General features: G+C 58.7%; 23 protein-coding genes. 8 read left to right on the forward strand and 15 right to left on the reverse strand.

The window, feature by feature from the left end; genetic code table 11:
* Positions 1-33 precede the first annotated feature (33 nt).
* The gene (locus NCR98_RS21785; protein WP_244831303.1) at positions 34-906 is read left to right on the forward strand and encodes an isocitrate lyase/PEP mutase family protein; all 873 of its coding nucleotides are present in this window, start codon (positions 34-36) and stop codon (positions 904-906) included.
* Positions 907-921: 15 nt separating this feature from the next.
* Here the strand turns inward: NCR98_RS21785 and NCR98_RS21790 are convergent, their stop codons facing one another.
* On the reverse strand, positions 922-2,298 hold the full coding sequence (locus tag NCR98_RS21790) for a GntT/GntP/DsdX family permease (protein ID WP_250527251.1): 1,377 nt from the start codon (positions 2,296-2,298) through the stop codon (positions 922-924).
* A 296-nt stretch (positions 2,299-2,594) separates the two neighbouring features.
* Here NCR98_RS21790 and NCR98_RS21795 point away from each other — a divergent pair, with 296 nt between their 5' ends.
* Positions 2,595-3,317: a haloacid dehalogenase type II gene (locus NCR98_RS21795; protein ID WP_250527252.1), complete on the forward strand. Its 723-nt coding sequence runs from the start codon at positions 2,595-2,597 to the stop codon at positions 3,315-3,317.
* 59 nt (positions 3,318-3,376) lie between these two features.
* Here the strand turns inward: NCR98_RS21795 and NCR98_RS21800 are convergent, their stop codons facing one another.
* The 3 genes from NCR98_RS21800 to NCR98_RS21810 form a co-directional block, all read right to left on the reverse strand.
* The gene (locus tag NCR98_RS21800; RefSeq protein WP_244831306.1) at positions 3,377-3,670 is read right to left on the reverse strand and encodes a DUF1330 domain-containing protein; all 294 of its coding nucleotides are present in this window, start codon (positions 3,668-3,670) and stop codon (positions 3,377-3,379) included.
* Between the two features lie 120 nt (positions 3,671-3,790).
* Positions 3,791-4,672: an isocitrate lyase/PEP mutase family protein gene (locus tag NCR98_RS21805; RefSeq protein WP_250467970.1), complete on the reverse strand. Its 882-nt coding sequence runs from the start codon at positions 4,670-4,672 to the stop codon at positions 3,791-3,793.
* Positions 4,673-4,760: 88 nt separating this feature from the next.
* Positions 4,761-5,675, reverse strand: a complete 915-nt coding sequence (locus tag NCR98_RS21810; protein WP_244831308.1) for a LysR family transcriptional regulator — start codon at positions 5,673-5,675, stop codon at positions 4,761-4,763.
* A gap of 112 nt (positions 5,676-5,787) precedes the next feature.
* Here NCR98_RS21810 and NCR98_RS21815 point away from each other — a divergent pair, with 112 nt between their 5' ends.
* From NCR98_RS21815 to NCR98_RS21830, 4 genes are all read left to right on the forward strand, one after another.
* Positions 5,788-6,531 carry an SDR family NAD(P)-dependent oxidoreductase gene (locus tag NCR98_RS21815; RefSeq protein ID WP_250527307.1) on the forward strand — a complete coding sequence of 248 codons (744 nt, stop codon included), beginning with the start codon at positions 5,788-5,790 and terminating at the stop codon, positions 6,529-6,531.
* The gene (locus tag NCR98_RS21820) at positions 6,456-7,334 is read left to right on the forward strand and encodes a sugar phosphate isomerase/epimerase family protein (protein ID WP_250527253.1); all 879 of its coding nucleotides are present in this window, start codon (positions 6,456-6,458) and stop codon (positions 7,332-7,334) included. Before NCR98_RS21815 ends, NCR98_RS21820 begins: the two co-directional genes overlap by 76 nt.
* 35 nt (positions 7,335-7,369) lie before the next feature.
* A complete protein-coding gene (locus NCR98_RS21825) occupies positions 7,370-8,725 on the forward strand; it encodes an MFS transporter (RefSeq protein WP_250527254.1) in 1,356 nt (451 codons plus the stop codon).
* Positions 8,726-8,790: 65 nt separating this feature from the next.
* Positions 8,791-9,969, forward strand: coding sequence for an alpha/beta hydrolase (locus tag NCR98_RS21830; protein WP_250527255.1), 1,179 nt, complete (start codon positions 8,791-8,793; stop codon positions 9,967-9,969).
* 39 nt (positions 9,970-10,008) lie between these two features.
* On the opposite strand, the gene NCR98_RS21835 is transcribed toward NCR98_RS21830, so the two are convergent.
* Positions 10,009-10,908 (reverse strand): phytanoyl-CoA dioxygenase family protein, encoded by a 900-nt coding sequence (locus tag NCR98_RS21835; RefSeq protein WP_284503899.1) that lies wholly within the window; start codon positions 10,906-10,908, stop codon positions 10,009-10,011.
* A 745-nt stretch (positions 10,909-11,653) separates the two neighbouring features.
* Between NCR98_RS21835 and NCR98_RS21840 the strand changes: the two genes are divergently transcribed.
* Positions 11,654-12,841 (forward strand): acyltransferase family protein, encoded by a 1,188-nt coding sequence (locus NCR98_RS21840; RefSeq protein ID WP_250467975.1) that lies wholly within the window; start codon positions 11,654-11,656, stop codon positions 12,839-12,841.
* A gap of 17 nt (positions 12,842-12,858) precedes the next feature.
* On the opposite strand, the gene NCR98_RS21845 is transcribed toward NCR98_RS21840, so the two are convergent.
* Positions 12,859-14,244 carry a sigma-54 dependent transcriptional regulator gene (locus tag NCR98_RS21845; protein ID WP_250527256.1) on the reverse strand — a complete coding sequence of 462 codons (1,386 nt, stop codon included), beginning with the start codon at positions 14,242-14,244 and terminating at the stop codon, positions 12,859-12,861.
* A 409-nt stretch (positions 14,245-14,653) separates the two neighbouring features.
* Between NCR98_RS21845 and NCR98_RS21850 the strand changes: the two genes are divergently transcribed.
* A complete protein-coding gene (locus NCR98_RS21850; RefSeq protein ID WP_250527257.1) occupies positions 14,654-15,574 on the forward strand; it encodes a response regulator in 921 nt (306 codons plus the stop codon).
* 10 nt (positions 15,575-15,584) lie between these two features.
* Here NCR98_RS21850 and NCR98_RS21855 read toward each other — a convergent pair whose 3' ends face one another.
* The 9 genes from NCR98_RS21855 to NCR98_RS21895 all read right to left on the reverse strand — a co-directional run bounded on the left by NCR98_RS21855 (position 15,585) and on the right by NCR98_RS21895 (position 26,956).
* Positions 15,585-16,526 carry a diguanylate cyclase domain-containing protein gene (locus NCR98_RS21855; RefSeq protein WP_250527258.1) on the reverse strand — a complete coding sequence of 314 codons (942 nt, stop codon included), beginning with the start codon at positions 16,524-16,526 and terminating at the stop codon, positions 15,585-15,587.
* A gap of 1 nt (position 16,527) precedes the next feature.
* Positions 16,528-20,448, reverse strand: coding sequence for a response regulator (locus tag NCR98_RS21860; RefSeq protein WP_284503913.1), 3,921 nt, complete (start codon positions 20,446-20,448; stop codon positions 16,528-16,530).
* A 310-nt stretch (positions 20,449-20,758) separates the two neighbouring features.
* Positions 20,759-21,406: a VC0807 family protein gene (locus tag NCR98_RS21865; RefSeq protein ID WP_250527260.1), complete on the reverse strand. Its 648-nt coding sequence runs from the start codon at positions 21,404-21,406 to the stop codon at positions 20,759-20,761.
* Positions 21,407-21,477: 71 nt separating this feature from the next.
* The gene (locus NCR98_RS21870; protein WP_250527261.1) at positions 21,478-22,146 is read right to left on the reverse strand and encodes an RraA family protein; all 669 of its coding nucleotides are present in this window, start codon (positions 22,144-22,146) and stop codon (positions 21,478-21,480) included.
* A complete protein-coding gene (locus NCR98_RS21875; RefSeq protein ID WP_250527262.1) occupies positions 22,143-23,183 on the reverse strand; it encodes an amidohydrolase family protein in 1,041 nt (346 codons plus the stop codon). Before NCR98_RS21875 ends, NCR98_RS21870 begins: the two co-directional genes overlap by 4 nt.
* 19 nt (positions 23,184-23,202) lie before the next feature.
* Positions 23,203-24,555, reverse strand: coding sequence for an MFS transporter (locus tag NCR98_RS21880; protein ID WP_250527263.1), 1,353 nt, complete (start codon positions 24,553-24,555; stop codon positions 23,203-23,205).
* Between the two features lie 137 nt (positions 24,556-24,692).
* Positions 24,693-25,595 (reverse strand): LysR family transcriptional regulator, encoded by a 903-nt coding sequence (locus NCR98_RS21885; protein ID WP_250527264.1) that lies wholly within the window; start codon positions 25,593-25,595, stop codon positions 24,693-24,695.
* 94 nt (positions 25,596-25,689) lie between these two features.
* Positions 25,690-25,992 (reverse strand): hypothetical protein, encoded by a 303-nt coding sequence (locus NCR98_RS21890; protein WP_244831322.1) that lies wholly within the window; start codon positions 25,990-25,992, stop codon positions 25,690-25,692.
* Positions 25,993-26,074: 82 nt separating this feature from the next.
* Positions 26,075-26,956: a LysR substrate-binding domain-containing protein gene (locus NCR98_RS21895; protein ID WP_250527265.1), complete on the reverse strand. Its 882-nt coding sequence runs from the start codon at positions 26,954-26,956 to the stop codon at positions 26,075-26,077.
* Positions 26,957-26,985 lie beyond the last annotated feature (29 nt).

A 26,985-nucleotide genomic window follows, 5' to 3' on the forward strand; every position in this document is an offset into this window, starting at 1 on the left:
CATCGACATCATTCAACTTGCCGGAGAATCATCTTGACCCGTTCAGCCCGTTTTCGCGAATTATTTAAAGAGGGCCCATTCGTCTGCATGGGCGCGCACGATGCGTTGACCGCGATGCTGGCGGAACAGGCCGGCGCCAAGTCGCTATACGTTAGCGGTTTCGTTGCATCCGGCGTGATTGCAGGGCAGGCGGATATCGGCGTACTCTCGCAGACGGAAATGTTCGAGCATATCCGCCGCATTTGTCGCGTGACGACAGTGCCCATATTCGCGGATGCCGATACGGGCTACGGCGGCATCCTCGACGTGCAGCGCACGATCCGTCTATGGGAAGAAGCGGGCGCATCGGTGCTGCATCTCGAAGATCAAGCATTGCCCAAGAAATGTGGACACTATGCGGGCAAGCAGCTCGTATCGAAGGACGAGATGGTGCTCAAGTTGCGCGCAATGATCGAGGCGCGCACCGATCCGGACTTCTTCATCGTGGCCCGTACGGATGCGATTGCAGTAACCGGAATCGACGATGCGATCGCGCGGCTCGAAGCCTACGCCGAAGCAGGCGCGGATGGCCTCTATGCCGATGCGCCCGAAAGCCTCGAACACATGCGCGAGCTCACGCGTCGTCTCAAGCCGTTAGGCAAGCCGATTCTTTTCAATCAGGCGCGAACGGGAAAGAGTCCGTTCGTCTCGATGAAAGAGGCCTACGAAATAGGCTTCGATTACACCCTCGCCCCAATCGAGTCGATGCTTGCCATGCATAAAGCTGTCAAGGAAGTCATGATCGACTTCATGCGCGAAGGCACGACAGATGCCATTGCGGACCGGCTCACGACCTTCGAGGAATACAACCGCTTTGTCGGGCTCGACAAAGCGATGGAAGTCGAGAAGCACTTTGCGACCTCGTAAAGATTAAAGACATCGCTAGTTGAGCAGCGCCCACAAGGCGAGGGTCAGCACGAGTCCGACGACCGACACGATGGTCTGCAAGACCGACCAAACGGCTACGGTGCGCTTGAGCGTTAAGCCGAAATATTCGCGCACCATCCAGAAGCCCGCGTCGTTGACGTGACAGAAGAACACGGAGCCGGCGCCGATGGCAAGCGCCATCAACGAGTTGTGCGTGGCAGACAAGCCGCTAACCACGGGCGCCACGATACCGGCTGTCGTCGTCGTGGCGACTGTTGCCGATCCGGTGGCTTGCCTTAGCGCCACTGCGATCAGCCACGCAAGCAAGACCAGCGGCAGATGCGCGCCCACGGCGATCTTGCCGATGGTCGTGCTGATGCCTGCGGCGACGAGTGTCTGCTTGAGTCCACCGCCTGCGCCGATGGTGAGCAGAAGCGCCGCGATTGGCGGCAGGCTCTTGCGCAAGATGCCGCCTACGCGATCGCGCGCCATGCCGCGCGACCAACCGAGCATCACGATGGCGAAGAGTACCGTTAGAGCAAGCGCAATCAACGGTTCGCCTACGAAGTCGAGCGTGTCGTAAAGCAGCGTGTCCTTGGTAAGCGCGAGCTTGGCGATAGTGCGGCCGAGCATCATCACGACGGGTAGAAGTATCGTGATAAGCGAGATTGCGAAGCCCGGTGTCGCTGCGCCATCCGCATGCTCGGTAAAGAGTTTGCCCATCTCTTCTGGCTCTTCGACGTGCATGCGCTTCGAAAGCCAGATGCCGTAGAGCGGACCCGCCAGAATCACGGCCGGCAGCGCAACGATCAAACCGAGCCCGAGCGTTAGTCCAAGATCTGCATGCAATGCGCTCACGGCAATGAGCGGCCCTGGATGCGGCGGTAATAATGCATGCAAAGTCGTCATGCCGGCGAGCGCGGGGATCGCGATGCGCAGGATCGGCTGCTTGGAGCGCCGTGCCATCACGAAGATGATCGGCACCATCATTACAAGGCCCACTTCGAAGAAGAGCGGCAGGCCCACGATGATCGCGACGAGCGCCATCATCCACGGCAGACTGCGGGGCGTGGAAAGATCGAGCAGGGTCGTCACCAACCGATCCGCTGCCCCCGACTCGGCCATCAGCGCACCGAGCATGGCGCCGAGCGCGATGATGATGCCGACATCGCCGAGCAACGCTCCCGCACCCTTGCTAAAGGCCTGCGCAATGGCTTCCAACGGTTGATGCGCAGCGAAACCGGCAACGAATGTACCCACTAGGATAGACAGGAACGGCGCGAGCTTGAGAACGCCGATTGAGAGGATGATGACCGCAAGGCCGAGCGCGCAGGCGATCAGAAGCTGAGTATCGTGGGCTGACCACGAAGCAAGAGTTGTCGTTGGGTTCACAGTGACTTTGTGCTGGCGCGCGGCGGCGGCATGCCGGAGCGCTTACGGTTTGCTTTCGTCCGCTCTTGAGCAGACGCGAGGCCTCGTCGTAATAGCATTTTTTTTCGCGATGGTCAAAATATGGCGTCGTCACGTTTTGCATTCGGTGTCTTGCATGATGCATGCAATCGACAAAATGCAGTGTCATTTAACGCGCTTTGGCCATACTGCGAACAGTCTTACGCGGTAGAACCAAGCGCAGGGAGCTGTGGCCTTGCTAGACTAGCTTTGAGAATTGAAGCCAACGGAGAAGTCTCGTGACCCAGCCCTTAGTAAAGGCTTTCGTATTCGACGTTTTCGGTACCGTGGTGGACTGGCGCGGCGGCATAGCGCGGGAAGCTGCGTCGTTTCTAAACGCTCTCGGTCAAGCGAACGCGTCGCCGGAAGCGTTTGCCGATGCATGGCGCAGTCGCTATGCACCCGCAATGCAGAAAGTCCGCAGTGGCGAAAGACCGTTCGTAAGGCTGGATGTCTTGCATCGAGAAAATCTGGACGACGTGTTGCCCGAATTCGGCATCGACAAAGATGCCGTTCCAACGCATGTGCTCGATGAGTTGAATCTCGCGTGGCATCGTCTAGACCCTTGGCCCGATTCCGTAAAAGGACTTGCGCGCCTCAAGACGCGCTACATCATTGCGCCGTTATCGAACGGCAATATCAAGTTAATGGTGGACATGGCGAAACACGGTGGTCTGCCATGGGATGCGATTCTCGGCGCGGAAACAGCGCAGGCTTATAAGCCAACGCCGCAGGCTTATCTGCGTGCGGTCGATGCGCTCATGCTCAAGCCTGAAGAGGTGTGCATGGCGGCGGCCCATAATAGCGATCTCGTCGCGGCAAGGGCGTGCGGCCTGAAGACTGCGTTTATCGCTCGGCCTTATGAGCACGGTGCGCGACAAGCCACAGACCTCAAAGCAGAAAGCGATTGGGACTTCATCGTGAACGACTTGAACGAACTGGCCGATGCAGCCGGCGCTTGAATGGCGACTCAAGGCGATGACGAGGGGACGTCATCGCCTTTCGAACAAAGCGCAGGACGTTATTCAACGCCTTCGACAATGCGGAAATCACGCTCCACTGAATCGCCTAACGTAACGAGCGCGTCCTGATAGGTCTTGCTGTCGTAAGCGGCTTTAGCAGCATCGAGTGAGTCGAACTCGATGATTACCGTGCGTTCCTTAACGCCATCGCCCTGAATGAACGACGCCACGCCGCGCGCGAGAGGGCGTCCGCCGCCTTCCTTGATCGCAACCGTCGCCTGCTTCGCGTACTCCGCGGCCTGATCAGCGTTGATGATCTTGCGGTATGCGCTGACCCAATATCCCTTTGCCATCTCTATCTCCGTTTTGTTACCTGAGTGATTGAGCGCCGGACTTCGTCACGTGCGACTCGTCCGGTTCGAAGGCAGCATAGCAAACTCTCGCTTGAGGCATGCGAGCGCTAAGAGCAGCCTTTAATCGGCTGCGTATTTGCGGTCCAGCTCGTCGTACAGCGGCTTGTTCACGAGCCGCTGACGTTCCGAAAAAGGTGCAACTATGCCTGGATCTTCATCGAGACGGCCTTGTGTCTTTAGTGCCGACAACGCCGTCTGCATACCACGCACGGCGCCTTGCAACGCGGCGTTGGCATAAAGGACGAGGCTAAAGCCAAGGCGCTCGAGGTCCTCTCGCGCCGTTACCGGCGTCTTTCCGCCGATGACGAGATTGATGAGTTGCGGCGCTTCGACGAGTTCGGTTAGCGAGGCAATTTGCTCTGGCGTCTCGATGGCCTCGATGAAAAGAATGTCGGCCCCGGCTTCGACAAATGCGCGCGCCCGCTCTATGGCGCGGTCGAAGCCTTCCACCGCGCAGGCATCCGTGCGTGCAATGATCTGGAAATTCGCGTCCTCGCGTGCGTCGACCGCGGCGTGGATCTTGCCGACCATTTCGCTGGTCGAGACCACGTTCTTACCCGCGAAATGGCCGCATTTCTTAGGCATCACCTGATCTTCGAGTTGAATGGCGTCCGCGCCCGCGCGCTCGAGCGTGCGTACGGTGTGGCGCACATTGAGTGCATTGCCGAAGCCGGTATCCGCATCGACGATGAGCGGAACATCGACGGCATCGCGAATACGAGAGGTATGTTCCGCGACTTCCGCGAGGCTGATGAAACCAAGATCGGGCAGTCCTAGCGACATATTCGTAACGCCTGCGCCGGTTATATAAATTGCTTCGAAGCCGAGGTCGACGGCCACGCGTGCGCTCATCGCGTTGAAAGCGCCCGGTAACAGCAGTGCGCGGCGTGCGTTGACCAGTTCGCGAAAGGCGGCGCGGCGGCGAGAGGATGACGTGGTCATGGCTTGATTCCGTAAGTAAGAGATTTTTGCGTTTCGTTCATGTTAAAGCGTGCAGCGGTTTGGCGCTTGGCGTCAAGCGCGTCGTCGCTTAACCGGGGACACGCGCATCGGGAATGGCGCGGCCTAGGCGCTGCGCATTCTTATAAACTGCCTGCATGAATAGAACCGCGTTGCGCGATGGCGGCGCAAAGCGCGAATAAACGAAGCTTGCCGTCAAATGTATGTGTTCGCGTAGCGGGCGTATGGTGAGAGCTGTGCCTGCCGTGGCGAAATCATCGACGATGGTCACGCCGAGCCCGCCTTCGACGAGCGCCAATGCCTGATCGGCGCGCATCACGTCGATTGTCGACTTGAGTTCGACGCCCGCTTGCTGGCACGTCTGTGCGATCACGGTTCCAAACGGAATGTCTCGCTTGAACAGCACCACGGGTTCGCTTACCAGGTCTGCAAGCGACACGTCCGATGCCGCTTCAAGTCTGTGCCCCCTTGGCAAGGCGCAAACCATGCTGCCGTACATGAACGAAACGTTTTCCAGATGTTCATGCGTGACCGGCATTGCGGCAACGGCGACCTCTGCTTCCTTGCTCAAGATTTCCATCGGCATGTCCGCCATTAGTGTGGTCTGCCAGCCTACGGTCAGTGCAGGCAGCTTGGCCTTGATATCGACGAGCGCGGGAGCCACGACGCTCATTGCGAGCGATGCACTGCAAGTGACGCGCAAAAGGCTCGACGGCCCTAGCGAAAGCGCGCGCGCGAATTCATCCACGCGCACGGCAGCCTGATAAACCTGCTCGATTTCCCTGAATAACGCATGTGCCTCGGCCGTGGGAATGAGGCGGCTCTTGGAGCGCTCGAATAGGCGCAGGTCCAATGTCGTCTCGATGTGAGACACGAGCTTGCTCACCGCAGGCTGCGATACGTAGAGCAACTTGGCTGCCGCGTTGATGGAGCCTGTGAGCATAACCGCACGAAAGACTTCCATATGGCGGAGTTTGAAGCGCATCGGTTCGCCGTACAGCTTAACTAAAAGTTATAGCTTAAAGGAAATTCAGCATACGACAAAGCCAGCGTTTGTCCTTAGTATCGGTTCGAGTGATTTCTATCGCAAAGGGACCATGAACAAACTGGATTTGCAGGACCGTGTATGTGTCATCACCGGCGGCTCTGGTGGTATCGGATATGCGATTGCTGAGCGCTTCGTTGCGTCGGGTGCGAAGGTCGTGCTTTGGGATATCGACAGCGAGGCTGCCTTTTCCAAGGCCAAGCAGGCTCACGCGGCTTTCGCTTCTCAAGTAGATGTGACGAATGCCGCCAGTGTAGCCAACGCGGCGCAGGAAGCACACAAGCGCTTAGGATCAATCGATGTGTTGATCAACGCTGCGGGTATCAATGGAGATATCGGTCCGGTAGCGACTTATTCGATCGACGCATGGCGGCGCGTACTCGACATCAATCTTACGGGCGTGTTTTTTTTTTTCCGCGAAGTGCTGCCTTACCTGCGTCGCGCGCGGCATGGACGTATCGTGAGTCTGTCGTCGGTCGGGGGCAAGGAGGGCAACCCGAACCAGGGTGCTTATGGCGCGTCGAAGGCAGGCGTGATCGCATTGACGAAGTCGCTTGGCAAGGAGCTCGCGGATACCGAGATTCGCGTCAACTGCGTGACGCCCGCGGCAATCGAATCCGACATGCTGCGCGGCATGACCGAGAATGCACGCAACTTCGTGCTTGCCAAGATTCCGCTAGGACGCGCAGGTCGTCCAGACGAAGTTGCGTCGATGGTGACATGGCTCGCCACGGAGGAATGCTCGTTTTCCACCGGCGCGGCGTTCGATTTGACGGGTGGAAGGGCAACGTATTGATGAAACCTCTATCGCTCGCTCATCTCACGGTACTGGACGTAGGCCCGCCAGATCTTATCGAACTGGCGGCGAGCGCTGGCTTTCGAGCGATCAGCATTCGTCTTTGCTCACCCGTGCACGGCGGTATCGAGTATCCATTGCTTGCGAGGTCATCTGAATTGCGTTCGACCAAGCGCTTGCTGCATGAGCTCGACGTGAAGGTGACCGATATCGAAGTGATTACTCTTGCGGCCAATACTTCCATTGGTGACTATGAAAGCACATTCGAGGCAGGCGCGGAACTCGGAGCACACCGTGCATGCGTGAATATCGACGATACCGACCGCGCACGCGTCATCGATCGCTTCAGCGCATTATGCGATCTCGCGGCGCCATTCGGTTTGTCGCTCGATGTCGAGTTCATGCTATGGCGTCCTGTCGCGCGTCTAGCCGATGCTGTGAATATCGTGCTGTCCTCTGGCAAGCCCAATGCGTTTGTTCTGATCGACGCGCTTCATCTCATTCGTTCAGGCGGAACGGTGGAAGAGGTCGCGGCGCTTGATCCGCAAATCATCGGCAGCGTTCAGCTTTGTGATGCGCCAATGGCGTCTCCCGCTGACATCGTTGCAGAGGCACGTGGAGATCGGTTGTTGCCCGGGGAAGGGGAGTTGCCCTTACGCGCGCTGCTTGCCGTGTTGCCCGATAACCTTCCGCTAGCAGTCGAAGTGCCGCTTAAGCGCGAAACCAATCCGCTTAAACGCGCGATACTCATACAACATGCTAGTCAAAGCCTTCTTGAGACGAGCGCTCGCGTAACACGATAGAAGCTTCGACTTTCATAAAAAAACACGGAGACAATATGACGACAGAAACGATTGGTCGAACCTCGGAGACGACATCATCGAGCGTGTCAGGCGGCAAGCATGCCAGAAAGGCCGCAATCGCGGCGTGGATCGGCAGCGCGCTCGAATACTACGACTTCTTTATCTACGGCACTGTCGCCGCGCTCGTCTTTCCAAAGATATTCTTCCCGCCCGGCGACATGACCGCCGCGACGCTTGCATCGATGGCGACCTTTGGCGTGGCTTATGCCGCACGTCCTTTAGGCTCTTTCCTCATGGGCCACTACGGTGACAGGCTTGGCAGAAAGGTCGTGATGGTCGGCACCTTGCTCTTGATGGGGCTCTCGACGTTCTTAGTGGGATGCTTGCCGACTTATCAGACCGCGGGACTGCTCTCACCTGCGCTACTCGTGTTGATGCGAATCTTGCAGGGCATCTCCGCAGCAGGGGAACAAGCCGGGGCAAATTCAATGTCGTTCGAGCACGCGCCCGCGCATCGTCGGGGTTATTACACGAGTTGGACTTTAAGTGGGACGCAGGGCGGTCAGGTGCTTGCGCCCGCCGTAGTGTTGCCGCTTGCGGCTTTGCTACCTGAAGACCAATTGCTGTCGTGGGGCTGGCGCTTGCCTTTCTGGTTGAGTGTGGCGGTGGTGATCGTTGGCTTTATCGTGCGCAGCCGACTCGAAGAGACGCCCGCCTTCGAAAGCGAAGCCTCGCATGGCGAGGTGCCGATTATGCCGCTCAAGACGCTGCTTACGGGTTATCACAAGGAATTGCTACAGGTTTTCTTTGCCGCGCTCATTGCGTCTATTGGCACGACGTTCGCCGTGTTTGCGCTTTCGTTTTCGCGCGCACAGGCGCAACCCATCAGCACTTCGGTCATGCTGTGGACGGCTATCGTCGCTAACTTCATCGCGGTCTTCACCATTCCGTTATGGGCCACGCTATCCGACCGTATCGGCCGACGACCTGTATTTATCGCGGGAAACTTGCTGTGCGCAGTTAGCGTCGTGTTTTTTTTGTGGTCGATCACGACGGGGAGCAATGCGCTCGTCTTTGCAGCGGGAGTAGTGCTCGGCGGCTTCGCTTATAGCATCACGAATGCCGTGTGGCCGGCGACATACGCGGAACGCTTTCCGACGCAAGTCCGCCTTTCCGGCATGGCGATCGGCACGCAGTTTGGCTTCGCCGTGGCCGGGTTTGCGCCGCTAGTGGAATCCGCGCTCATAGGTAAATACAGTACGGCGTCGTGGGTCATGCCGGCTGCATTCGCGGTGCTGGTGTGTCTGTTGTCCGCAGTGTCCATCTTTTCTATGCGGGAGACTTATGACGTTCCGCTCGAGCAGCTCGGCAAACGTAATTCGATCCTCTAGCGCTGACGCCAACGCAGCCGTCGCGGCATGAAGCATAATGGCTCCGAACTCGACAGGAGCCATGCATGACCGAAACGTTGAAGGATCTGCCGTTGCCCGATGGCATCCGCTCACGCCTGATCGACAACGGCAATGGCCTCTCCATGCACGTGCTGGAAGCAGGTTTCGAAACGCCGGGCAGGCCATGCATCGTGCTCTTGCATGGCTTTCCCGAGCTTGCTTTTAGCTGGCGCAAGGTGATGCCGGCGCTTGCCAATGGCGGCTATCATGTCGTCGCGCCCGATCAGCGCGGCTACGGGCGTACCACGGGCGCAGCTGCTATATTCGATACGGATCTCGACGACTTCAATTTCCCAAATCTCGTGCGGGACGTGCTTGGGCTTATAAGTGCCTTGGGCTATCACAGCGTGGCAGCGGTCATCGGCCATGATTTTGGTTCGCCCGTAGCAGCTTGGTGCGCGTTGATCAGGCCGGATGTCTTCAGGTCGGTGGTCATGCTTAGCGCGCCGTTTGCGGGGCCGCCGACATTTCCATTTGGCACCGCATCGGAACATGCGCTGCATGAGGCGGGCGATACAGCATTGACCGAGATGGCCACTGTCTTGGCGGCGCTAGACGCGCTCGACCCGCCCCGTAAGCACTATCAATGGTATTACTCGGGTGCCGATGCGAATGAAGACATGTGGCACGCGCCGCAAGGCATGGGCGCATTTCTGCGCGCTTATTTTCACGTGAAGAGTGCGGACTGGCCGGAAAATCATCCTCATCCTTTAGCGGCGTTGAGCGCGGAAGAACTCGCTACGTTGCCGACTTACTATGTGATGGAGAAAGATAAGAGCATGCATGAGACGGTCGCACCGCATATGCCTTCGGAGGAGCAGATCGCATCATGCGCATGGATGCCGGAACGCGATCTCGACGTCTATGCGGGGGAATATTCGCGCACCGGTTTTCAAGGCGGGCTTAACTGGTATCGCTGCGCGACTAGCGACGCTCACACGGCCGCGCTTAAGACATGGTCAGGCAGCACGATAGACGTGCCTGCATGTTTCATTGCTGGAAGTAGCGACTGGGGCGTGTATCAGCGGCCTGGCCAATACGAAGCGATGCGCATGCGCGCATGCAGCAATTTCCGCGCGGTGCATATGATTGAAGGTGCCGGGCATTGGGTGCAGCAAGAACAGCCGGTCACGGTGGCTAACCGAATTCTGCGATTTCTCAGGCAGGACGCGTTCGGCTTTTAGACTGCCGCACGCGTCCTCTTTGCCTGATGCTTCTAATACTCAACCGGCGGTGCGCTTACCCTTGATAAGACGCGCCACGCGTTCGGCGCCGAGCCGCCATTCATAAGGATTGGTGTAGTCGAACTCGCGCACCTTGCGGGACAAATATGGCCAAAAGCTGTCTCGCGTCCTGGAGTCGTTCACACGCGCCTGCCGTGAGAGACGGCGATTGTCGTTCCAGGGAAAGCTGCGGACTTCTTTCGATGCCCGTCGCGGTAAGCCAAACACCATCGAATACGCATAGCGCGGTGCATCCGAATGATTCGGACCCGCGAAATGCAGCGTACGTCCCGCATGAATGGTGCAGTCGCCGAGTTCGAGCGGACAAACGACCGCCTCGCCAGCATTGAAGCCCGTGACGCATTCAAGGCCATGCGTGCTCGGATCGCCGCCAATCGGGCCATGCGGAAGCACGGGTCCAATATGCGAGCCGGCGATGAACTGCATGCACCCGTTGGTCAGCGACACCGGCTGCAAGGGGAACCAGAAGTTTACCTCTCGATGTTCGATGCGCGGGTCGGTGAATGCTTCATCCTGATGCCAGGGTGTCACGGCCTCGGTATGAGCGGGCTTATGAAAAAAGCTGTCGCTCACGAAGCGTGCCTTGGGGCCGAGCAGTTGCATGGCGACACGTTGCACGCGCCGATTCAGCTCGCTCTCCATGAGGCTTCGCTCGAAATGCGACGGACCATGCAATTGCGCGAGCTTAGGCTTGTCTGGACCCTCACCTTCCGGATAAAAGTCGAACAGCATGCCTTGCTTGAATCCCGCCTTTTCGCGCAGCAGGCGGTCGCCAATTGTACGCAAGGTCTTAATTTCCGCATGCTCCGCAACTTTCTCAAGACGAAGAAATCCGTCCTTCCAAAAGCCCTCGCATTGCGCTTGGGATAACGATGTCATCTCCCTTGTCGCCCCGCTCAAAGAAAGAAATGCATATCACTGGAATAAAGCTTCGACAGTGAAACAGCACACAAAACAGCGTTCTGTACGGTCTCGCACAAAGCGCCCCCATGGCCCTCGACGTCTGGCTGAAATTGCCGACTTTGATTTTTTTGAAGTCTTTAGCACGCAGCACACGGTTGGACTTTACGCGAAAGGTGCTTTCACCTTTGTTCGCTGCCGCTTACTGAGAGAACAACAAGCGATAGCAAATTGACGCTTATCTTGAAGAAATCGCTAGCAAGCGCGCCGAGGTCCATCAAATGGTCCATCAAATGTGCTAGCCGCCAACCTTAGGCTAAGCGGTGGAGCATACATCATGCTTTCATACGTTGGCGCGTTACAGGCACTTTCAACGCACCCATCTGGCGGATTCGAGCGGCATTGGCGGACAAAGCCTGGCTGAGAGCGGCAATCAGCAAGCAACATTTCCCGCTAAAACGTTTTATTGTTAAGCGATTGCAACGATTTGATCGCGATGTAATCTCGATGATTTTTTAATATCGTTGCGAATCGCAGACATGCCGCTAAGACATATTCAACTCGAACAATTTTCCGCCAACAACGACACCGGCCACATTTACGCAAAGGTGTTTCGGCATGTATCGAATTGCGCGCGCTGGAGAAATCAGGGAACTCGTTGAATTCGTCGATGTCCACGCACCTCGCGGCTGTGAAGGCCGCTATGCATGCAAGGAGGATATCGATGCAGCAAGGACGCGTTGCCGCACTCGACGCTGGTCGTGCGCTCGCGATTGTCGGGGTTGTCGCAGTACATCTATCGTTTCAGTTCCCCAATCTGCCGGGAGCGGTGACGCTGCTGACGCACATGGGGCAGTACGGCGTGCAGTTGTTCTTCGTCATCAGCGCAATCACGATCTTCATGACCCTCGAGATGGACCATGCGCGATGTGTCGACGCGCGCCACGTCGCGCTACGCTTCTACATCAAGCGCTTTTTTCGCATCGCTCCGCTTTACTATGCGGCCATCGTCATCTACGGCCTTATCAGTTACGGGGCGACGCGCTCCGGTTACGAACACGCTTGGGTGCTCGGCGTGCATGGCCCGGTCGATATCCTCCTCAACATGCTTTTCCTGCATGCGCTCTCGCCAACGGCCATCAATAACGTGGTCCCGGGAGGATGGTCTATTGGCGTCGAAATGCTCTTCTACTTGATTGCACCGCTATTGTTTTTCCTGGCGATGAATCGCAAGCGTCTGCTCCTCGCCACCGTAATACTGCTGGCGCTTTCCTTTGCCATTACATCGATGAGCGAATGCCACGGCGTGCTCGATTGCGATGTGACGAACAACTCGTACAGTTACTTCTGGCCGCCCGTGCAGGGACCGTGCTTCATCGTTGGCATGTGGGCGTGGTATGCCTTTCGGTCGCACTTGACGGGCAACGAAAGAGTGACGCGACTTAAGTCGTACCTCTACGCTTCGCTGGCGCTTGGCTTTGCCATCGTGACCGCGATGCTCGGCGTATGGCTCGCTAAAGCTCATGCCCTCGCACCGTTATTCGCGGCATGTAGCGCCGTAGCTTTCCTGCTGTTCGTTTGCACGCGCCGCGCGCACAAAGCAAGTACGCCGCCTATCATGCGCAAGACACAAAGCCCGTCGATGATCCGCCGCTGTGCCGCCGCGTTAGGCCGTGAGAGCTACGGCATTTATCTTTGGCATTTCATTTGTGTCTACGTGACCTTCCATTTCTTTGAGGGAAGGTTCAAGGAGACAAGCAACGAGACAGCCTTGGCGCTATACGGCGCCACGCTGACGGCGGTGCTGGCGGCGTCGTATGCGTTATCGAGATTATCGGATCGAGCGATTCAGGGCCGCGCGACGCGACTCTCGCAGCACTTACTGGCAGCGCTCGACCGACACTTTAATTAGTCTTCGCCTCGTGCGTCTTAAGCGCTCGATGCCTCAAGCGTGCGATCTGCTTTAGCGCGCAGACCATAAGCCGTCAACATACGATAAAGCGTGACTCGCGAAATGCCCAACTCATCGGCCGCTTCACCCAAGCGGCCGCGATGACGCAAGAGTGCGACTTCAATGGCTTGCCGCTCTGCGGCTTCGCGTGCTTGCGCAAGCGTCGTCGGCGCAGCTTCGGCGTATTCGCCGAGTTCGAGATCGCTAGCGAGAATCTGACGTCCTTCCGCCATGACAATGGCGCGACGCACGCGATTAATCAATTCACGCACATTGCCCGGCCAGCCGTAATTGTGAAGCGCCGCGATGGCGCACGGCGAGAAGCCACGCAAGCGTCGGCTCGCATCTTTTCTATAGCGATCGAGCATATGATTGGCGAGCAGTTCGATATCCTTGCCGCGTACGCGCAAAGGGGGCTCGTCGATCTGCAAGACGCACAAACGGTGGTATAAGTCCGCGCGAAAACGGCCTTCGATCATCGCGGTTTGCATATCGACGTGCGTGGCCGAAATGATGCGCACATCCACGTCCGTCGAGGTCTGGCCGCCAAGACGTTCAATTTTGCGTTCTTGAAGAAAGCGCAAGAGACTCGCTTGACTCTCGAGCGGCAGATCGCCGATTTCATCGAGAAAGAGCGTACCGCCATCCGCGGCTTCCACACGACCGATCTTGCGTTGATTTGCGCCCGTAAATGCGCCGCGCTCGTAGCCGAACAATTCGGATTGAAGCAGATACGGTGGTATGGCGCCGCAGTTGATTGCGACGAATGGTTGATCGCGACGTACCGAGCGTTCATGAATTGCAACCGCCGTTAATTCCTTGCCGGTGCCTGATTCGCCGGAAATGAACACCGGTGCGTCCGTCATGGCGACTTTACGGATTGATCGATAAAGCGCCTGCATGGCGTCACATGAACCGACCATGCTGCCTTCCTTGCCATCGTCCTTACGCGATTCGTTGCCGGTCGCGCTGCTCGCCGTATCGTGCAAGGCGACCATGCCATACGCATGACCGACTGCATCGACTATGCGATCCGCCGATGAAGGCACGGTCACGTAATCGAAGCAGAAGTCGCGGATAAGCCGACAGATCTCGGGATTCTCGACATGCTCGGCGTCGACCGTTGCAACCCAGCCAATCTGGCAGAGTGCAAGCAATTCGGCGACAACGGCCGTATCTTTTGCGAGCCCGCGTTTAGTCAGGTCGACAATGCCGGCGGCAGCGCGCTTGCCATGACGGGCGGCTTTAGGTGGCTTGGCGGGATCGATTTGCTCGATCGTCCAGCCGCGAGCATGCAAGCGCTCGGAAAGTTCTTCCGATACGGTGCGCCCGGCATAATAAAGCGTCCTGTTTTCCCCGTGCATGGCTTTTCTCATCTTATTTGTATATGCCGATAGTATGCGCTTTATTCCTAAGAGCTTAAACGCCCCGCAAACGATAACGCGTTTTTGAATGTTTGCATTGATCTGTACAAATCGATTAAAAACGAAAGAGAAAAATTTGCGGATGCGGTTTGCGATCTGTGTCTGTACGCTTGCGCACTGCCGATCGGCCCTGTCGGAGCAAGGGCAAACGTTGAAAACGCGCCGTACATTTTACTTGCTGGTTTCAGGGACCGCATCGGGTGAACGAATTTTTAGCGCTGGTTTGAGCCTTAGCGGAAATATCGGATAATTTGTATTCTCAAATGAACTCGTCTGCCAGACACCAGAATTTTTGAAGGCAAGGCGTAACGTCGTGGAGTGTGCCCGCCCGATGAATACCAGTCAGAAAATGGATCAGCTCAGCACCCTTGCATCCTCTCGCCAGCCGCGTTTGCTATTCGTCGAGGACGATCCGGCCATGATTCGCATCGTGGGCGAAATGCTTGCGGAATTTCCTGATCAGCGCTTTGCCATGACAGGCGAAGCGGCCTTGACGCTCGCTCGCCAATCGATCCCCGACCTGATTTTGCTCGACGCGAATCTGCCAAACATGACGGGCTTCGACGTTTGCGAGGTTCTTAAGCGCGACCCTAAGCTTGCACACGTGCCCGTCATCTTCGTGACGAGTCATGACGCGCCCGCGTTAGAGGTCGATGCTTTTCGCATGGGCGCGGCCGACTACGTTATCAAGCCGCTGGTTGCTGCACGACTGCAGGCACGTGTGCGTGCTCAACTGCGCTTGCGCCGCCGAGTCACGGAAGCACGGACGCAAGCTGTGAGCGCAGACACAACGCCGCAGGTTCAACGCAAGGCAGCGAGCATCTATGTCGTGGGCATTCTCGCGGACGATACAGCCGACGCGCATCGCGACGCGCTCGAAGCGATCGGCGCGCTGGATATCGTGGCCGATTGCGAATCCGCGCTGGTTCTTGCAAGCCGCCATGCGCCCGCCGCGATCGTGCTCGATTCACGTTGCTGCGAAAATGGTATCGACGAAACTTTGAGCCAATTGGAAGCCTCGCATCCGCATGTGCCGATAGTCGTACTCGTCGAAGCATGCGATGTCGCAATCGAGCAGCGCACGCTGGATAGCGGTGCGGCGGATGTCATCGCCAAGCCGGCAAAGCCCGCAGTATTGCAGGCTCGCGTGCTCAACGCATTGACGGCGGCGCGCAAAGTCGAAGAGGAAATCAATGCGCTTCGTGAATCGCCGGGCGGCGCGAGCGTGCATTCGTTTCCAGCGGCTTCGCGCGAAGGCCGTGATGCGTGATTGCTGCGATTTATTCTAAAGGTGCAAGAGCGAAGCGCGCACGTCCGGCGCGCTTTGCTTCGTAAAGAGCGTCGTCTGCGGCCTTGATGAGCACAGCGGAGGTCAGCAGTTCGCGCGATGGCAAAACCGCGGCCACACCCGCCGACAAGGTCACATGCTCATCGACGTCCGAAAGGCGATTCGCAATGGCCAACGCACGCACGGCGTCCAGCATCTTCTGCGCGACCAGTTTGGCACCATCGACATTCGTATTCGGCAAGAGGCACGCGAACTCTTCGCCGCCATAGCGCGCAAGCTTGTCATAGGGCCTGCGCAGACTCTTCCCCAAAGTCTTGGCAATCGTCTTTAAACAAGCATCGCCGGCCTGATGGCCATAGTGATCGTTGAAGCGCTTGAAGTAATCCACATCCAACAGGATCAACGAAAGCGGCGAATTCTCACGTGCGCAATGCCGCCAGTCCGCAAGCAAGTCTTCATCGAACTTGCGTCGATTAGCGACACCGGTAAGACCGTCCAGCAGGGCGCTTGCGCGCAAGCGGTCGCCTTGCAGCTTGAGCGTCAGATGCGTGCGCACTCGTGCTCGCGTGATGACAGGATTGATCGGCTTAGTGATGAAATCAACGGCGCCGAGTTCGAGCGCTTTGACTTCGTCGTCTTCGTGATCCTGCGAGGTGATGAAGATGATGGGTGTATCGCGCGTCAACGGATCGGACTTGAGGCGGCGGCATACTTCGTGTCCGTCGAGATCGTCCATCACGACATCGAGCAGAATCAAATCGGGCAGTTCGTTTTGCGCGACTTGAATAGCTTGCGCGCCGCTCGTCGCCATGAAGATGTCGCACGTGTCGCGAAAGAGTTCATACAGCACGCGAATATTGACAGGCTGATCGTCCGCGATTACAAGCTTGGGACGACGGTGCACATGCATGAGCCATTGCTCAAGCTCTTCCATATCAGTTTTGCTCCAGCATGTCGCGCGCAAGTCTTGATGCGCGCTCAAAGTCGAGAGCGCGTATACGCGCAAGCAATTGTTCAAAGGCAACGCGCTGGTCATCCGGCGCTTGCGGCCACAAACTCTCGGACATTGCAATCGCTTGAAGATTCGATGAATCGAGCAACGCAACAATGTCGTTGAGGCGCGCGCGCCAGTCTTCGTCGGCAAGAGGCTGTATTTGCGGCTTCTCTTGCGTACTTGCATGCCTTTGCGGGAATGCCTGCGTGAGGCGCTCGACGCTCGTTGCAAGCAACTGCTGCATGCGCGCGAGTTGTGCGTCGATGGAGGCGAGCGCGCGCGCCGTATCGTCCGAGGCTTTGAGATCGTCTTCGAGCCGCGCAGCGAGCTTTGCCAATGCCGATGCGCCAACAGTGCCCGCGCTACCCTTAAGCGTATGCAGTACCGATGCCACGCCCTGAACATCGCGCGCGGCAAGCCGTGCAACAAGCCGCGTCAGATGCTTGGCGGTCTGCGGTCCAAAGCCATCAATCGCGTTACGAATCAGATCATGATTGCCGCCGAATCGCGCGAGCAGCGACGCGGATGGCTCGACGATGTCATCGTCTTCCGCATGACTCGATGCCGCGTCTTCCACGACGGCTCGTGCACTGAGCACTGCCACCAGCCGCTCGACATCGATCGGCTTGCCGACGTGATCGTTCATGCCCGCAGCGAGACAGGTGTCGCGATCCGCATTCGATGCATTCGCCGTCATCGCGATGATCGGCAACGCGCCGAAGCGGCCATCCGCACGTATCAGTCGGGTGGCTTCGAGTCCATCGAGGTCGGGCATCTGCACGTCCATCAGAACGGCGTCGAAGCGCGCGTTGCCCTGGAGCACGGCATGCACGCCTTCACGTCCGCTTTCCGCAAGCGTCACGGTGGCGCCTTCCGCGCGCAACAAACCTTCCGCGACTTGCCGGTTGAGCGCATTGTCTTCGACTACGAGCAGTTCGAGTCCGGCGAGACGCCGCTTGCGCGGTGCGCTTGCCGGGACAGGCGGTGCCTCTTTGTCGTTTGCATTCGATCTTGCCACGCGAATCGCGGCGACGAGCTGCTTGGGCGTGACCGGCTTGGTCAAAAAGCCGGCGAAGGGCGGCGCGCCGCCTTCTTGCGTTTCCCTCAGCACTTCGCGTCCGAAAGCGGTGACGAGCAACACGAGCGGCGGCGCGGCGCGGCCTTTCATCGTGTGGATCAGGCGTGCGGCATTCAAACCGTCGAGCCCTGGCATGCGCCAATCCATCAGGGCGATGTCGTAAGGCTGGTTGTCGCGTGCCGCATCGCCGATGCGTTCCACGGCTTCGATGCCGCTCTCGACCACATCGGCGTGCCATCCCAGCGAGCGCACCGTGCGCAACAGGATTTCGCCCGCGATGGGGTTGTCGTCGGCGATCAGGAGGCGCACCGGATGATCGAAGTCGATGTCATCCGTTTGTATTTTGTGTACATCCGATTGAATGCCGAATTCAATATCGAACCAGAAGCGGCTGCCCACGCCCACTTCGCTCTCTACCTGCAGTTCGCCGCCCATCATCGCGACGAGCCGTTTGCAGATCACGAGTCCGAGCCCGGAGCCGCCGAAACGGCGTGTAGTCGATGCTTCCGCTTGCGTGAAGCCTTCGAAAATGCGTTCGAGCTGAAGCGCGCTGATGCCGATGCCGCTATCGCTAACCGCCACGCGCACGCGCACCGACGCGTCTTTGACCGCTTCGATGCCGTGCACGCTCACGACGATCTGCCCGGCCGTCGTGAACTTGAGCGCGTTGCCCGCAAGGTTGATGAGCACCTGCTGCAGGCGAAAGCCGTCGCCCAAGAGCGTGTCGGGCAATTCCGGGTCGAGGTCGAACAGTACTTCCACGTCCTTCGTGCCTTGATTACCGGAGAGTACGACGCCGAGTTCTTCCATCAGCTTTTCAGGCTCGAACGGATGACTGTCGAGTTGCAGCTTGCCTGCTTCGATCTTCGAATAATCGAGAATGTCGTTGAGCAGGTTGAGGAGCGACTTGGCCGCGGTTTCGGCTTTGCTGACGTAGTCTTGCTGACGACGATTGAGCGAAGTCAGTTGCACCAGATGCAGCATGCCGAGGACCGCATTCATCGGCGTACGGATCTCGTGGCTCATGTTGGCGAGGAAGGTGGATTTGGCCGCGCTCGCTGCATCGGCCTGTTCCTTCGCGTGACGCAGGTGGTATTCGAGTTCGTATTGATCGGTGACGTCGTAATTCACGCCGGTCATCGAGACGGCGCGGCCGCTCGCATCGCGTTGAATGCGCAGTCCGCTCTGAATGCGCCGGATCGCGCCATTCGCCAGAACGATGCGAAAGGGCGGCATGACGACAGGCGCTCCGTCGATGGCCGCCTGCAGACTTTGCAGCGTCGCGTCGCGATCGTCAGGGTGGATGCGCTGCTGCCAGTGCTCGATATTCAATCCATGGTCGACTAGTTCGGGCGGATAGCCGTAAATCTCGAACATGCGCGGCGTCCAGTGCAGCCGCCCGGTAACGATGTCCCATGACCAGATACCGAGCTCGGCGATATCGGCCGCGAGCAACAGTTGGTCGCGCGCATCGGCGAGTTCACTGCGCTCCTTCTTTTGCCGCGAGATGTCCGTAATGACGCATACAAAATGCAAAGCGCCATCTAGTTGCATCGCGCCCGTGGAGACATGAGCGGGGAACGACGTGCCGTCCTTGCGAAGCCCGGCGAGTTCGCCATTCGCCGTGGGCACGCCGGTGCCCGTAGTGAATTGCGTTATGTATTCGTTATACGTTTCGATCCAGGCCGGCGGCACGAGCAAGCGGATGTTCTGTCCGATCAGTTCACTCGCGGCATAGCCGAAGACCTTCTCTCCCGCCGTGTTGAACGAGCGTATCGCGCCGCGTTCGTCGACGGTGATGATCGGGTTGATCGCCGTATCGAGTACGGTTCGGGTAGTGGCAAGACTGCGCGCGAGCTCCTGCTCGATCTTGATGCGGCTCGTAATCTGCCGCACGATCTTGAAGCCGAACAGCGCGAGCGCAAGTGCCAGCAATGCGGTGACCGCCGCGTGCCAAAGCGTGTCGCGCCACCACGGCGCGATGATCTCGTCACGCGAGAGCGCCGCCGCCACGAAAAGCGGGTAATCCTCGAGCTCGCGGTAACTGTTCAGACGCGTGACGCCGTCCTGCGACGAACTGGTTATGAAGCTTCCTGAGCGGCTATCGGCGCGATGCATGCGAAAGAGCGTCGTGTCGACCATGCTCTTACCGACGAAACGGTCCTCGAACGGTCGGCGCACGATCATCGCGCCGTCATTCGAAACCAGCGCCGCCGCGCCGCCCTGGCCGAGGTCGAGACTGTCGTAGAAGCGCGAGAAGAAGGCCACGTCGATGGTGGCGAGCGCCACGCCGGCGAAGCTGCCGTCGGGCGCATCGATGCGCCGCGATATCGGCACGATCCACTTGCCGGACGAGCGGCTCTTCACCGGCAAGCCGATATGCGGCCCGCGCCCGGTGTGCGTGCGATGGTATTCAAAATACTCGCGGTCGGCATTGTTGAAACGTTGGCTGAGCGCCGGGCGCGAGTTGACGAGCCACGCGCCGTTTTTGTCGTAGATGAAAAGACCGTTGAGTTGAGGCAACTGTTCGACCCGCGTCACGAGCGAGCGATGCAGCCGTTCGAGCGCGGCCGGTTCGGTGCCTTCCTGCTCGACACGTTCGACCATGCCAATGAGCGTGGTATCGGCTTCCTTGAAGGTGTCGTTTGCATGCTGCGCCATGGCGCGCGCGAGGTTGGCCGTGGCCGTGGTCATTTCTTCGAGCTGCACGCGCCGTGCGGCAACGCTGCGCCACACGTCGGTGCCGATCAGCAGGACACAGACGGCCACGATGAAGGCCGTCATCCTGAAAGTGAGGGATTGGCGACTGGACACGCCGGAATCTCCGTTTAAGCGAGTGCCAATGGCGCAGGCCGGGGTTCTGTTCTGAACGCTGCCGTATCTTATCGTGCCATTTCGGAGGAGACCGTCGAGGGGCGGGCCTGGCGTGTACGGGGTCGTGCGCGGTTATCCGACATGTTTACGGCAGCCATAGGAAAAATCTTGATGGCGGTTTGTCCGGGCATCGGTAAAAAGGAAGAATCGTGTTTTGCATGCAGCATGCATGGTACCGGCATGCTGCATTCGGCATGCAAAATGCCAGGCGCGAGCACGTTCAGCCAAGCAAGCCATCCCGCGACGGATCGCCTCCACGCTGCCGATTGACGAGTCGTCCCCGAAACCAGAACGTCCATGCGAGCAGACCGCCATAGATTGCGTAGCTGATGAAAGGCGAGACGACGAGGTAGCGTTCGACGGGCCAGTTCCACGCTAACCAGAACCGCAACGCCGTTTCGATGGACAGTCCAACGCCCCAGACGAGCGTCATGAGTCGCAATGAGTCGCGCAGCGTTGCGCTGTCGCGCCAGTAACCCTCGAAATGTTCGGCGCCGCCTTTCTGTTGGCGAGCGACGGTCGCGCGCGCGAGATAGAAGATCAGTGGACGCTCGAACAGCATCGACACGAGAAATACGACGCCCGTCGCGCCCGACGCAAGCGATTCGCGCACGAGCAGGATGCGCGGACTACCGCCGAGCGCGAGCAAAACGATAGAGAGAGCAATGCCGAACAGCACCAGCGCGGAGACCGCATCGACGCGCCGTGAGCGCGTGAACTCGAATAGGCTCCATGCAAGTGGTGGCGCGGCGGACGCATAGAGCGCGCCGACGTTGCCCCAATGCGGCAGGGCGAGGCGATATGCAACCCACGGCAGCAGCAGGTTGGCGACGAGTTCCAGTGCCAGTGCAGGTTTGATCTTTTTCATGGACTCATGACGTGACGCCTTCGCGATGAGGCGGCCTTGAGCCCGAGTATAGAAGATCGCGACCGGTTACTTCAGCCCTTCATCGACCGTTCGAGTTGCGCGGCAATCCAGCTTCGGTCGAACGTGCCTTCAGCGATGGATCGCAAAGCCTGTGCTTCTTTTTGCTCGGTCTGACGCGCGCGCTCGATCACATCGGCTGCATCGGCTTGTGCGATGGCGAGCACGCCGTCTTCATCGCCGACGATGATATCGCCCGGACACACGACCATGCCGCCCACCGTCACCGGCACGTTGATCTCACCGGGTCCGTTCTTATAAGGCCCACGATGCGTCACGCCGCGTGCATACACTGGAAAATCGCGCGAACGCAATGAAGCGACATCGCGGATCGCGCCGTCGATGACGAGGCCCACAATGCCGATGCTCTCTGCATAGCTCGACATGATGTCGCCCATCAACGCTTGCGTGAGTTCTCCGCCGCCGTCGATCACGAGAACGTCGCCGGGGCGGCAAAAGTCGAACGCGCGATGAATCATCAGATTGTCGCCGGGTCGCGTGCGCACCGTGACAGCCGTGCCCGCCAGCGAGTTTGGCCGATGATAAGGCGTGAGTCCTATCGTGCCCGAACTGCGAGCCATGCTGTCGGAGAGAAGCGATACCGCAAGCGACTTCAATGCCGCGAGCACTTCGGGACTTGCCTGCGCGGCAGATTCATTCTGCCGCCATCCGGGGGCGTTCATTGCGAGACTCCTTGCCGTGAGCTTTGACGTGCGATTTGTGAATCGAGACGCGCATAAACAGTGCGCGCGTTGTGCTCGAAGATACGCTGCCGGTCTTCATCCGCGAGCCATGGAATGCCGTCGATATAGCGGCGCGTATCGTCGTAGTGATGACCCGTTTCTGGATCGATACCCTGCACCGCGCCGATCGTCTCCGAAGCGAAAAGGATGTTCTTCGCCGGAATGACCTTGGCAAGCAGCTCGGCGCCAGGCTGGTGATAAACGCAGGTATCGAAGAACACGTTGTTGAGCAAATGCTCATCGAGACGCGGCTGCTTCATGTCTTGCGCCAGCCCGCGATAACGTCCCCAGTGATACGGCACCGCGCCGCCGCCGTGCGGAATGATGAACTTCAGCGTCGGAAAGTCCTTGAAGAGATTACCCGCCAGCAACTGCATGAACACCGAGGTATCGCCGTTGATGTAGTGCGCGCCCGTCGCATGAAAGTTGGGATTGCACGATGACGACACGTGGATCATCGCAGGCACGTCGAGTTCGACGAGCGCTTCGTAGAGCGGATACCAGTGGCGGTCGGTCATCGGCAAACCGGACCAGTGGCCACCCGAAGGATCGGGATTGAGATTGCAGCCGACGAAGCCCATCTCTTCGACACAGCGTCGCAACTCGGCAATGCAATTTGCAGGATCGACGCCCGGTGCCTGAGGCAACTGACATACGCCGATGAATTGCCGCGGGAACAGCGACACCACGCGATGAATGAGGTCGTTGCATTCCTTCGACCATGCTTCGTTGGCGCTTGCATCGCCGAGATGGTGGCCCATGCCGGCCGCACGCGGCGAGAAAATCGTGAGGTCTATACCGCGTCCGCCCTGCACGCGTAATTGCCCGTTTTGGATGGTTTCGCGTATCTGGTCGTCGCTGATCGATGGACGAGGCGGCACGGGCACGCCGTCCTTCAGCGCGGCGATCTGCTTCGTACGCCAGGCTTCGTGTTCTGGCGGTGACGTGGTGTAGTGACCGTGACAATCGATGATCATGGAATGAGTCTCGCGATGTTTAAAGCGTTTGTTGGGCGCGGCGAGGCGTGGTACTGGCTTCGTCTTCTGGCGGACGTACACGCATCACGAGCGCGATGATCGTCGCGACCACGAGAAACGCGGCGATGGTGACGAGCGCGAACTTGAAGCTGCCCGTTGCGTTGCGCACGAGCCCGATGCTCCACGGTCCCACGAGACCGCCAAACTGCGCGATGGTATTGATGAGCGCAATGGTCGCCGCGCCTGCCGCACCCGTGCGAAACGAAGCAGCGAGACTCCAGAACAACGGATTGCCCGCATAGATGAAGAGGCCAGTCACGCACAGAAGCGTATAAGCAACGATCGGCGAGGGCGCGTAAGCGCTCCCTGCAATAGCGACGGCGCTCATGCCATAGACGAAGGCTAGATGCTTCTTGCGGTCGCCCGTGCGGTCAGAACTGCGGCTGATGAGAAAGGTGCCGAGCACGCCGAAGAGCGGAGGTGCAGCAGAAAGAAAGCCCACTTCGATATTCGACAGATGGCCGAGGCTCTTCACGATTTGCGGCAGCCAAAGAAAGAGTCCATAGATGCCAACGAGCGCGCAGCCGAAGAGACATGCAAGGCTCCACACGCGAATATCGGCGGCTACACGCCACATCGAAACATGACCGCTGCCACCAAGCGCCGCGCGTTCCGTTTCGAGCGTGCCTTCGAGCCAGTGCTTTTCTTCAGCGGTGAGCCAGTCGGCGTCGGCGGGACGTTCCTGCATCACGCGCAACGTGATGATGCCGAGAAGAATGGCGGGCACGCCTTCGCAAATGAACATCCACTGCCAGCCTTGCAGACCGAGAATGTCGTTGCCGTAGGTCATGAGCGTCGTCGAGATCGGTCCACCCAGCACCGCTGAAAGCGAGCCTGCGATGATATAGCCGCCCACTGCACGCGCCCGATAACGTTCGGGGAACCACTTGGTCAAATACACGGCGACGCCCGGCAAAAAACCTGCTTCCATCACGCCGAGCAGAAAACGTACGGTGTAGAAGGTCGTATCGTTGAAGACGAACGCAGTGGCCGCCGCGACCGCGCCCCATGTGATCAGAATACGTGCAAGCCAGCGTCGCGCGCCGACCTTATGCAGGAGCAAGTTGCTTGGCACTTCGAGCAGCATGTAGCCGACGAAGAACACGCTGCCCGCAAAGCCGAAAACCGCTGGACTGAAGTTCAGCGCGCGATTCATATCGAGCGCTGCAAAGCCGATGTTGATGCGGTCAAGATAGTTGAAGAACATCATCGCGAAGAGCAACGGCATCAGGCGGCGATACACCTTGGCCATGGTCGCTTTCGCTATAGGGGAGTCGCTCGTGGCTATTGCTGCGTTCGTTGGCTGAATCATGTCGTCTCCATGCCGCGCTTGCTCGATGCAGGCGTCTTTGCAATCCGCGCTCCTGTTTGCAGAACGCAAGGGACATGATAGGGACGTGAGCCGTCCTCCGTCCAACACGGATTGCGCATGCTTCTATGCGTTTTAGCTTATAGCGCGCTGTCAGCGTGAGCTTCGTTCGGCAGGCAAGCGAGAAACGCTTGCAGATGCAGCGAGCTGTCATCTTCACGAAAGCTCGCTGTCAACGATGTGATCTGACTCGCGCCCGGTCCCGTGAGATGCTTGCAGACGACGTCGGCGCGCCCATGCCGCGCCACCGATTCACCGACATACGTTACGCCAAGGCCCGCGGCCACGAGTGCAATCGCGGTCTGTATCTCGTAGGCTTCGTGTCCGACAATGGGCGTGATGCCGGCGTCGCGATAGAGCGTGGCGATGAAGCGCGGAAACTGCGCAGCCGGATGCTTCGGATAGACAATGAGCGGCGATGTCGCGAGGTCATCCACGCGCACGCTATCACGTTCGGCGAACGCATGATCGACGGGCAGAACCGCCATCACGCGCTCATGCAGCAGGATGCGTCTCGTGCAGCCAGGACGTTCGGGTGCTTGTCTGCCAATGCCGATATGAATGCGTGCATCGCGCAGTGCATCGGCTTGCTCCTCGGTGAGCATCTCGAAGAGCTTGAGTTCGACTTTCGGATAAGCCGCATGGAAGGCCTTCAACGCGGGCGGCAAGACGCTGTACATCGCCGAACGCGTAAAGCCGACGGAGAGCCAACCATGCGTGCCGGCATCGATCGCCCGCACGCCTTGCGTCGCTTGTTCGCAATGGTCGAGAATTTGGCGCGCTTCGGTATAAAAATAACTGCCCGCTTCGGTAAGCCGCAAGGGACGGCTTCCACGATCGACGAGCTGACTGCCAAGGCGTTCCTCTAGCGCGCGAATCTGCTGGCTTAACGCAGGCTGCGCGATATGCAAACGCTCGGCCGCGCGGCTGAAGTTCAGTTCTTCAGCTAGCACGATAAAGCATTGCAGTCCCCGTAGATTCATTGCAAAAAGGCTCCCCAGGCTCCCGCTTCCGATTAATGGCATCGCTCATGATAAAGGGGAGCCGCATTGAGAGCCCGGGAAATGTGCCTTGCAATTATCTGGACGGCGGCGTGCCACCCGTACCCGGCAGAACATGTGGTCCGCCCGTGACAGGAGTGGGCGTATTAGCGGTATTTGCCGCGTTTGCGGCATTCGCGGAATTCGCTTGCCCGTTCGAATATCCCGGCGACGACTTCGGCTGCTTCGGCTGAAGCGACTGATTGATAACGCCGATCTGCCCGAGCTTCTGCGCCGCGCGATTGTCGGCCTGCGCGGCTGTGGTGAGGGCAAGGCTTGCCGTGCCGACAACAAACGCCATTGCAATGCGCCACGGCATACCGTTGCGATGATTTCTCATGATGACCTCCTTCAAGCGGCTGTCTGCAAGAATCAGACAACCTACTGCTAGCATGCGCAAGGATTGCGCCTAGGTTAATGCATTACGTATGCAACATCAGTTGCTGCGCGAGAAGTGACGCGTGCGGCGTGAGCGCATCGAAGGCGCGTGCGCACAGATGCAGGCGCCGCGTTGCCCACGGTTCGGAAAGCGGCACGACGGCAAGACCCGGCCTTCGAACGAGCTCTGCGGATGCTTGCGACAGAATCGCCAAGCCAATGCCCGCTTCCACTAGCATCGCCACGTTGTCGATACTGCGCATATGAATGCGGTATTCAAGCTGGCGTCCGAGCCGCGACGCGCGTTCGGCGAGATGCATTTCGAGCGCGGCATCGGCAAGACCGACATATGCATCGCCGACAATCTCCGCAAAGGCCACTGCGTGCTCATTCGCCATGCGATGCGCACGGTTCATCATCACCACAAGCTGATCTTCCGCCACGAGATGCGTCTGCAGATTGCCGAGGTCCGTGAAGTCCGCGACGATGCCTAAATCCGCACGTCCTTCCGCTATGGCTTGCACGATTTCGGCGCTAGGCCGTTCATCGAGATCGATGGAGAGATCGGGATAAGCCGCAAGGAAGCGCGCAAGCCGCGGCGGCAGAAACGCCGCGAGCGCAGCGGTATTCGACAGCAACCTGATGCGTCCTTTGAGACCTGTTGCATAAGTGCGCAACTCGCCGCGCATCTGCTCGACTTGAGCAAGGATCATCCGTGCATGGCGCGCGAAGGCATCGCCTGCGGCAGTGGTCTGCACGCCGCGTCGATTGCGTTCGAAGAGTGACGCGCCGAGCGCGGACTCCATGCCCGCGATGCGCTCACTCGCCGATGCCAGCGCGAGATGCATGGCCTGCGCGCCCGCCGTAATGCTGCCACGCTCGATCACAGTCAGAAAAAGCCGCATGTCGGTCAGGTCGAAGCGCATGTTTGTCTCCGGTCGCTTCGGTTGAGCCG

The sequence above is a fragment of the Caballeronia sp. GAWG2-1 genome, from assembly GCF_023631405.1.
Classification (GTDB): domain Bacteria; phylum Pseudomonadota; class Gammaproteobacteria; order Burkholderiales; family Burkholderiaceae; genus Caballeronia.

Bases quoted from the DNA above. Each gene is read 5' to 3' on its own strand.
- NCR98_RS21805 (WP_250467970.1), bottom strand. From the start codon at position 4,672: ATGACCACGTCATCCTCTCGCCGCCGCGCCGCCTTTCGCGAACTGGTC.
- NCR98_RS21840 (WP_250467975.1), top strand. From the start codon at position 11,654: ATGCAGCAAGGACGCGTTGCCGCACTCGACGCTGGTCGTGCGCTCGCG.
- NCR98_RS21850 (WP_250527257.1), top strand. From the start codon at position 14,654: ATGGATCAGCTCAGCACCCTTGCATCCTCTCGCCAGCCGCGTTTGCTA.
- NCR98_RS21865 (WP_250527260.1), bottom strand. From the start codon at position 21,406: ATGAAAAAGATCAAACCTGCACTGGCACTGGAACTCGTCGCCAACCTG.
- NCR98_RS21810 (WP_244831308.1), bottom strand. From the start codon at position 5,675: ATGCGCTTCAAACTCCGCCATATGGAAGTCTTTCGTGCGGTTATGCTC.
- NCR98_RS21860 (WP_284503913.1), bottom strand. From the start codon at position 20,448: ATGACGGCCTTCATCGTGGCCGTCTGTGTCCTGCTGATCGGCACCGAC.
- NCR98_RS21825 (WP_250527254.1), top strand. From the start codon at position 7,370: ATGACGACAGAAACGATTGGTCGAACCTCGGAGACGACATCATCGAGC.
- NCR98_RS21830 (WP_250527255.1), top strand. From the start codon at position 8,791: ATGACCGAAACGTTGAAGGATCTGCCGTTGCCCGATGGCATCCGCTCA.
- NCR98_RS21820 (WP_250527253.1), top strand. From the start codon at position 6,456: ATGGCTCGCCACGGAGGAATGCTCGTTTTCCACCGGCGCGGCGTTCGA.
- NCR98_RS21870 (WP_250527261.1), bottom strand. From the start codon at position 22,146: ATGAACGCCCCCGGATGGCGGCAGAATGAATCTGCCGCGCAGGCAAGT.
- NCR98_RS21880 (WP_250527263.1), bottom strand. From the start codon at position 24,555: ATGATTCAGCCAACGAACGCAGCAATAGCCACGAGCGACTCCCCTATA.
- NCR98_RS21845 (WP_250527256.1), bottom strand. From the start codon at position 14,244: ATGCACGGGGAAAACAGGACGCTTTATTATGCCGGGCGCACCGTATCG.
- NCR98_RS21890 (WP_244831322.1), bottom strand. From the start codon at position 25,992: ATGAGAAATCATCGCAACGGTATGCCGTGGCGCATTGCAATGGCGTTT.
- NCR98_RS21835 (WP_284503899.1), bottom strand. From the start codon at position 10,908: ATGACATCGTTATCCCAAGCGCAATGCGAGGGCTTTTGGAAGGACGGA.
- NCR98_RS21895 (WP_250527265.1), bottom strand. From the start codon at position 26,956: ATGCGCTTCGACCTGACCGACATGCGGCTTTTTCTGACTGTGATCGAG.
- NCR98_RS21815 (WP_250527307.1), top strand. From the start codon at position 5,788: ATGAACAAACTGGATTTGCAGGACCGTGTATGTGTCATCACCGGCGGC.
- NCR98_RS21855 (WP_250527258.1), bottom strand. From the start codon at position 16,526: ATGGAAGAGCTTGAGCAATGGCTCATGCATGTGCACCGTCGTCCCAAG.
- NCR98_RS21800 (WP_244831306.1), bottom strand. From the start codon at position 3,670: ATGGCAAAGGGATATTGGGTCAGCGCATACCGCAAGATCATCAACGCT.
- NCR98_RS21875 (WP_250527262.1), bottom strand. From the start codon at position 23,183: ATGATCATCGATTGTCACGGTCACTACACCACGTCACCGCCAGAACAC.
- NCR98_RS21885 (WP_250527264.1), bottom strand. From the start codon at position 25,595: ATGAATCTACGGGGACTGCAATGCTTTATCGTGCTAGCTGAAGAACTG.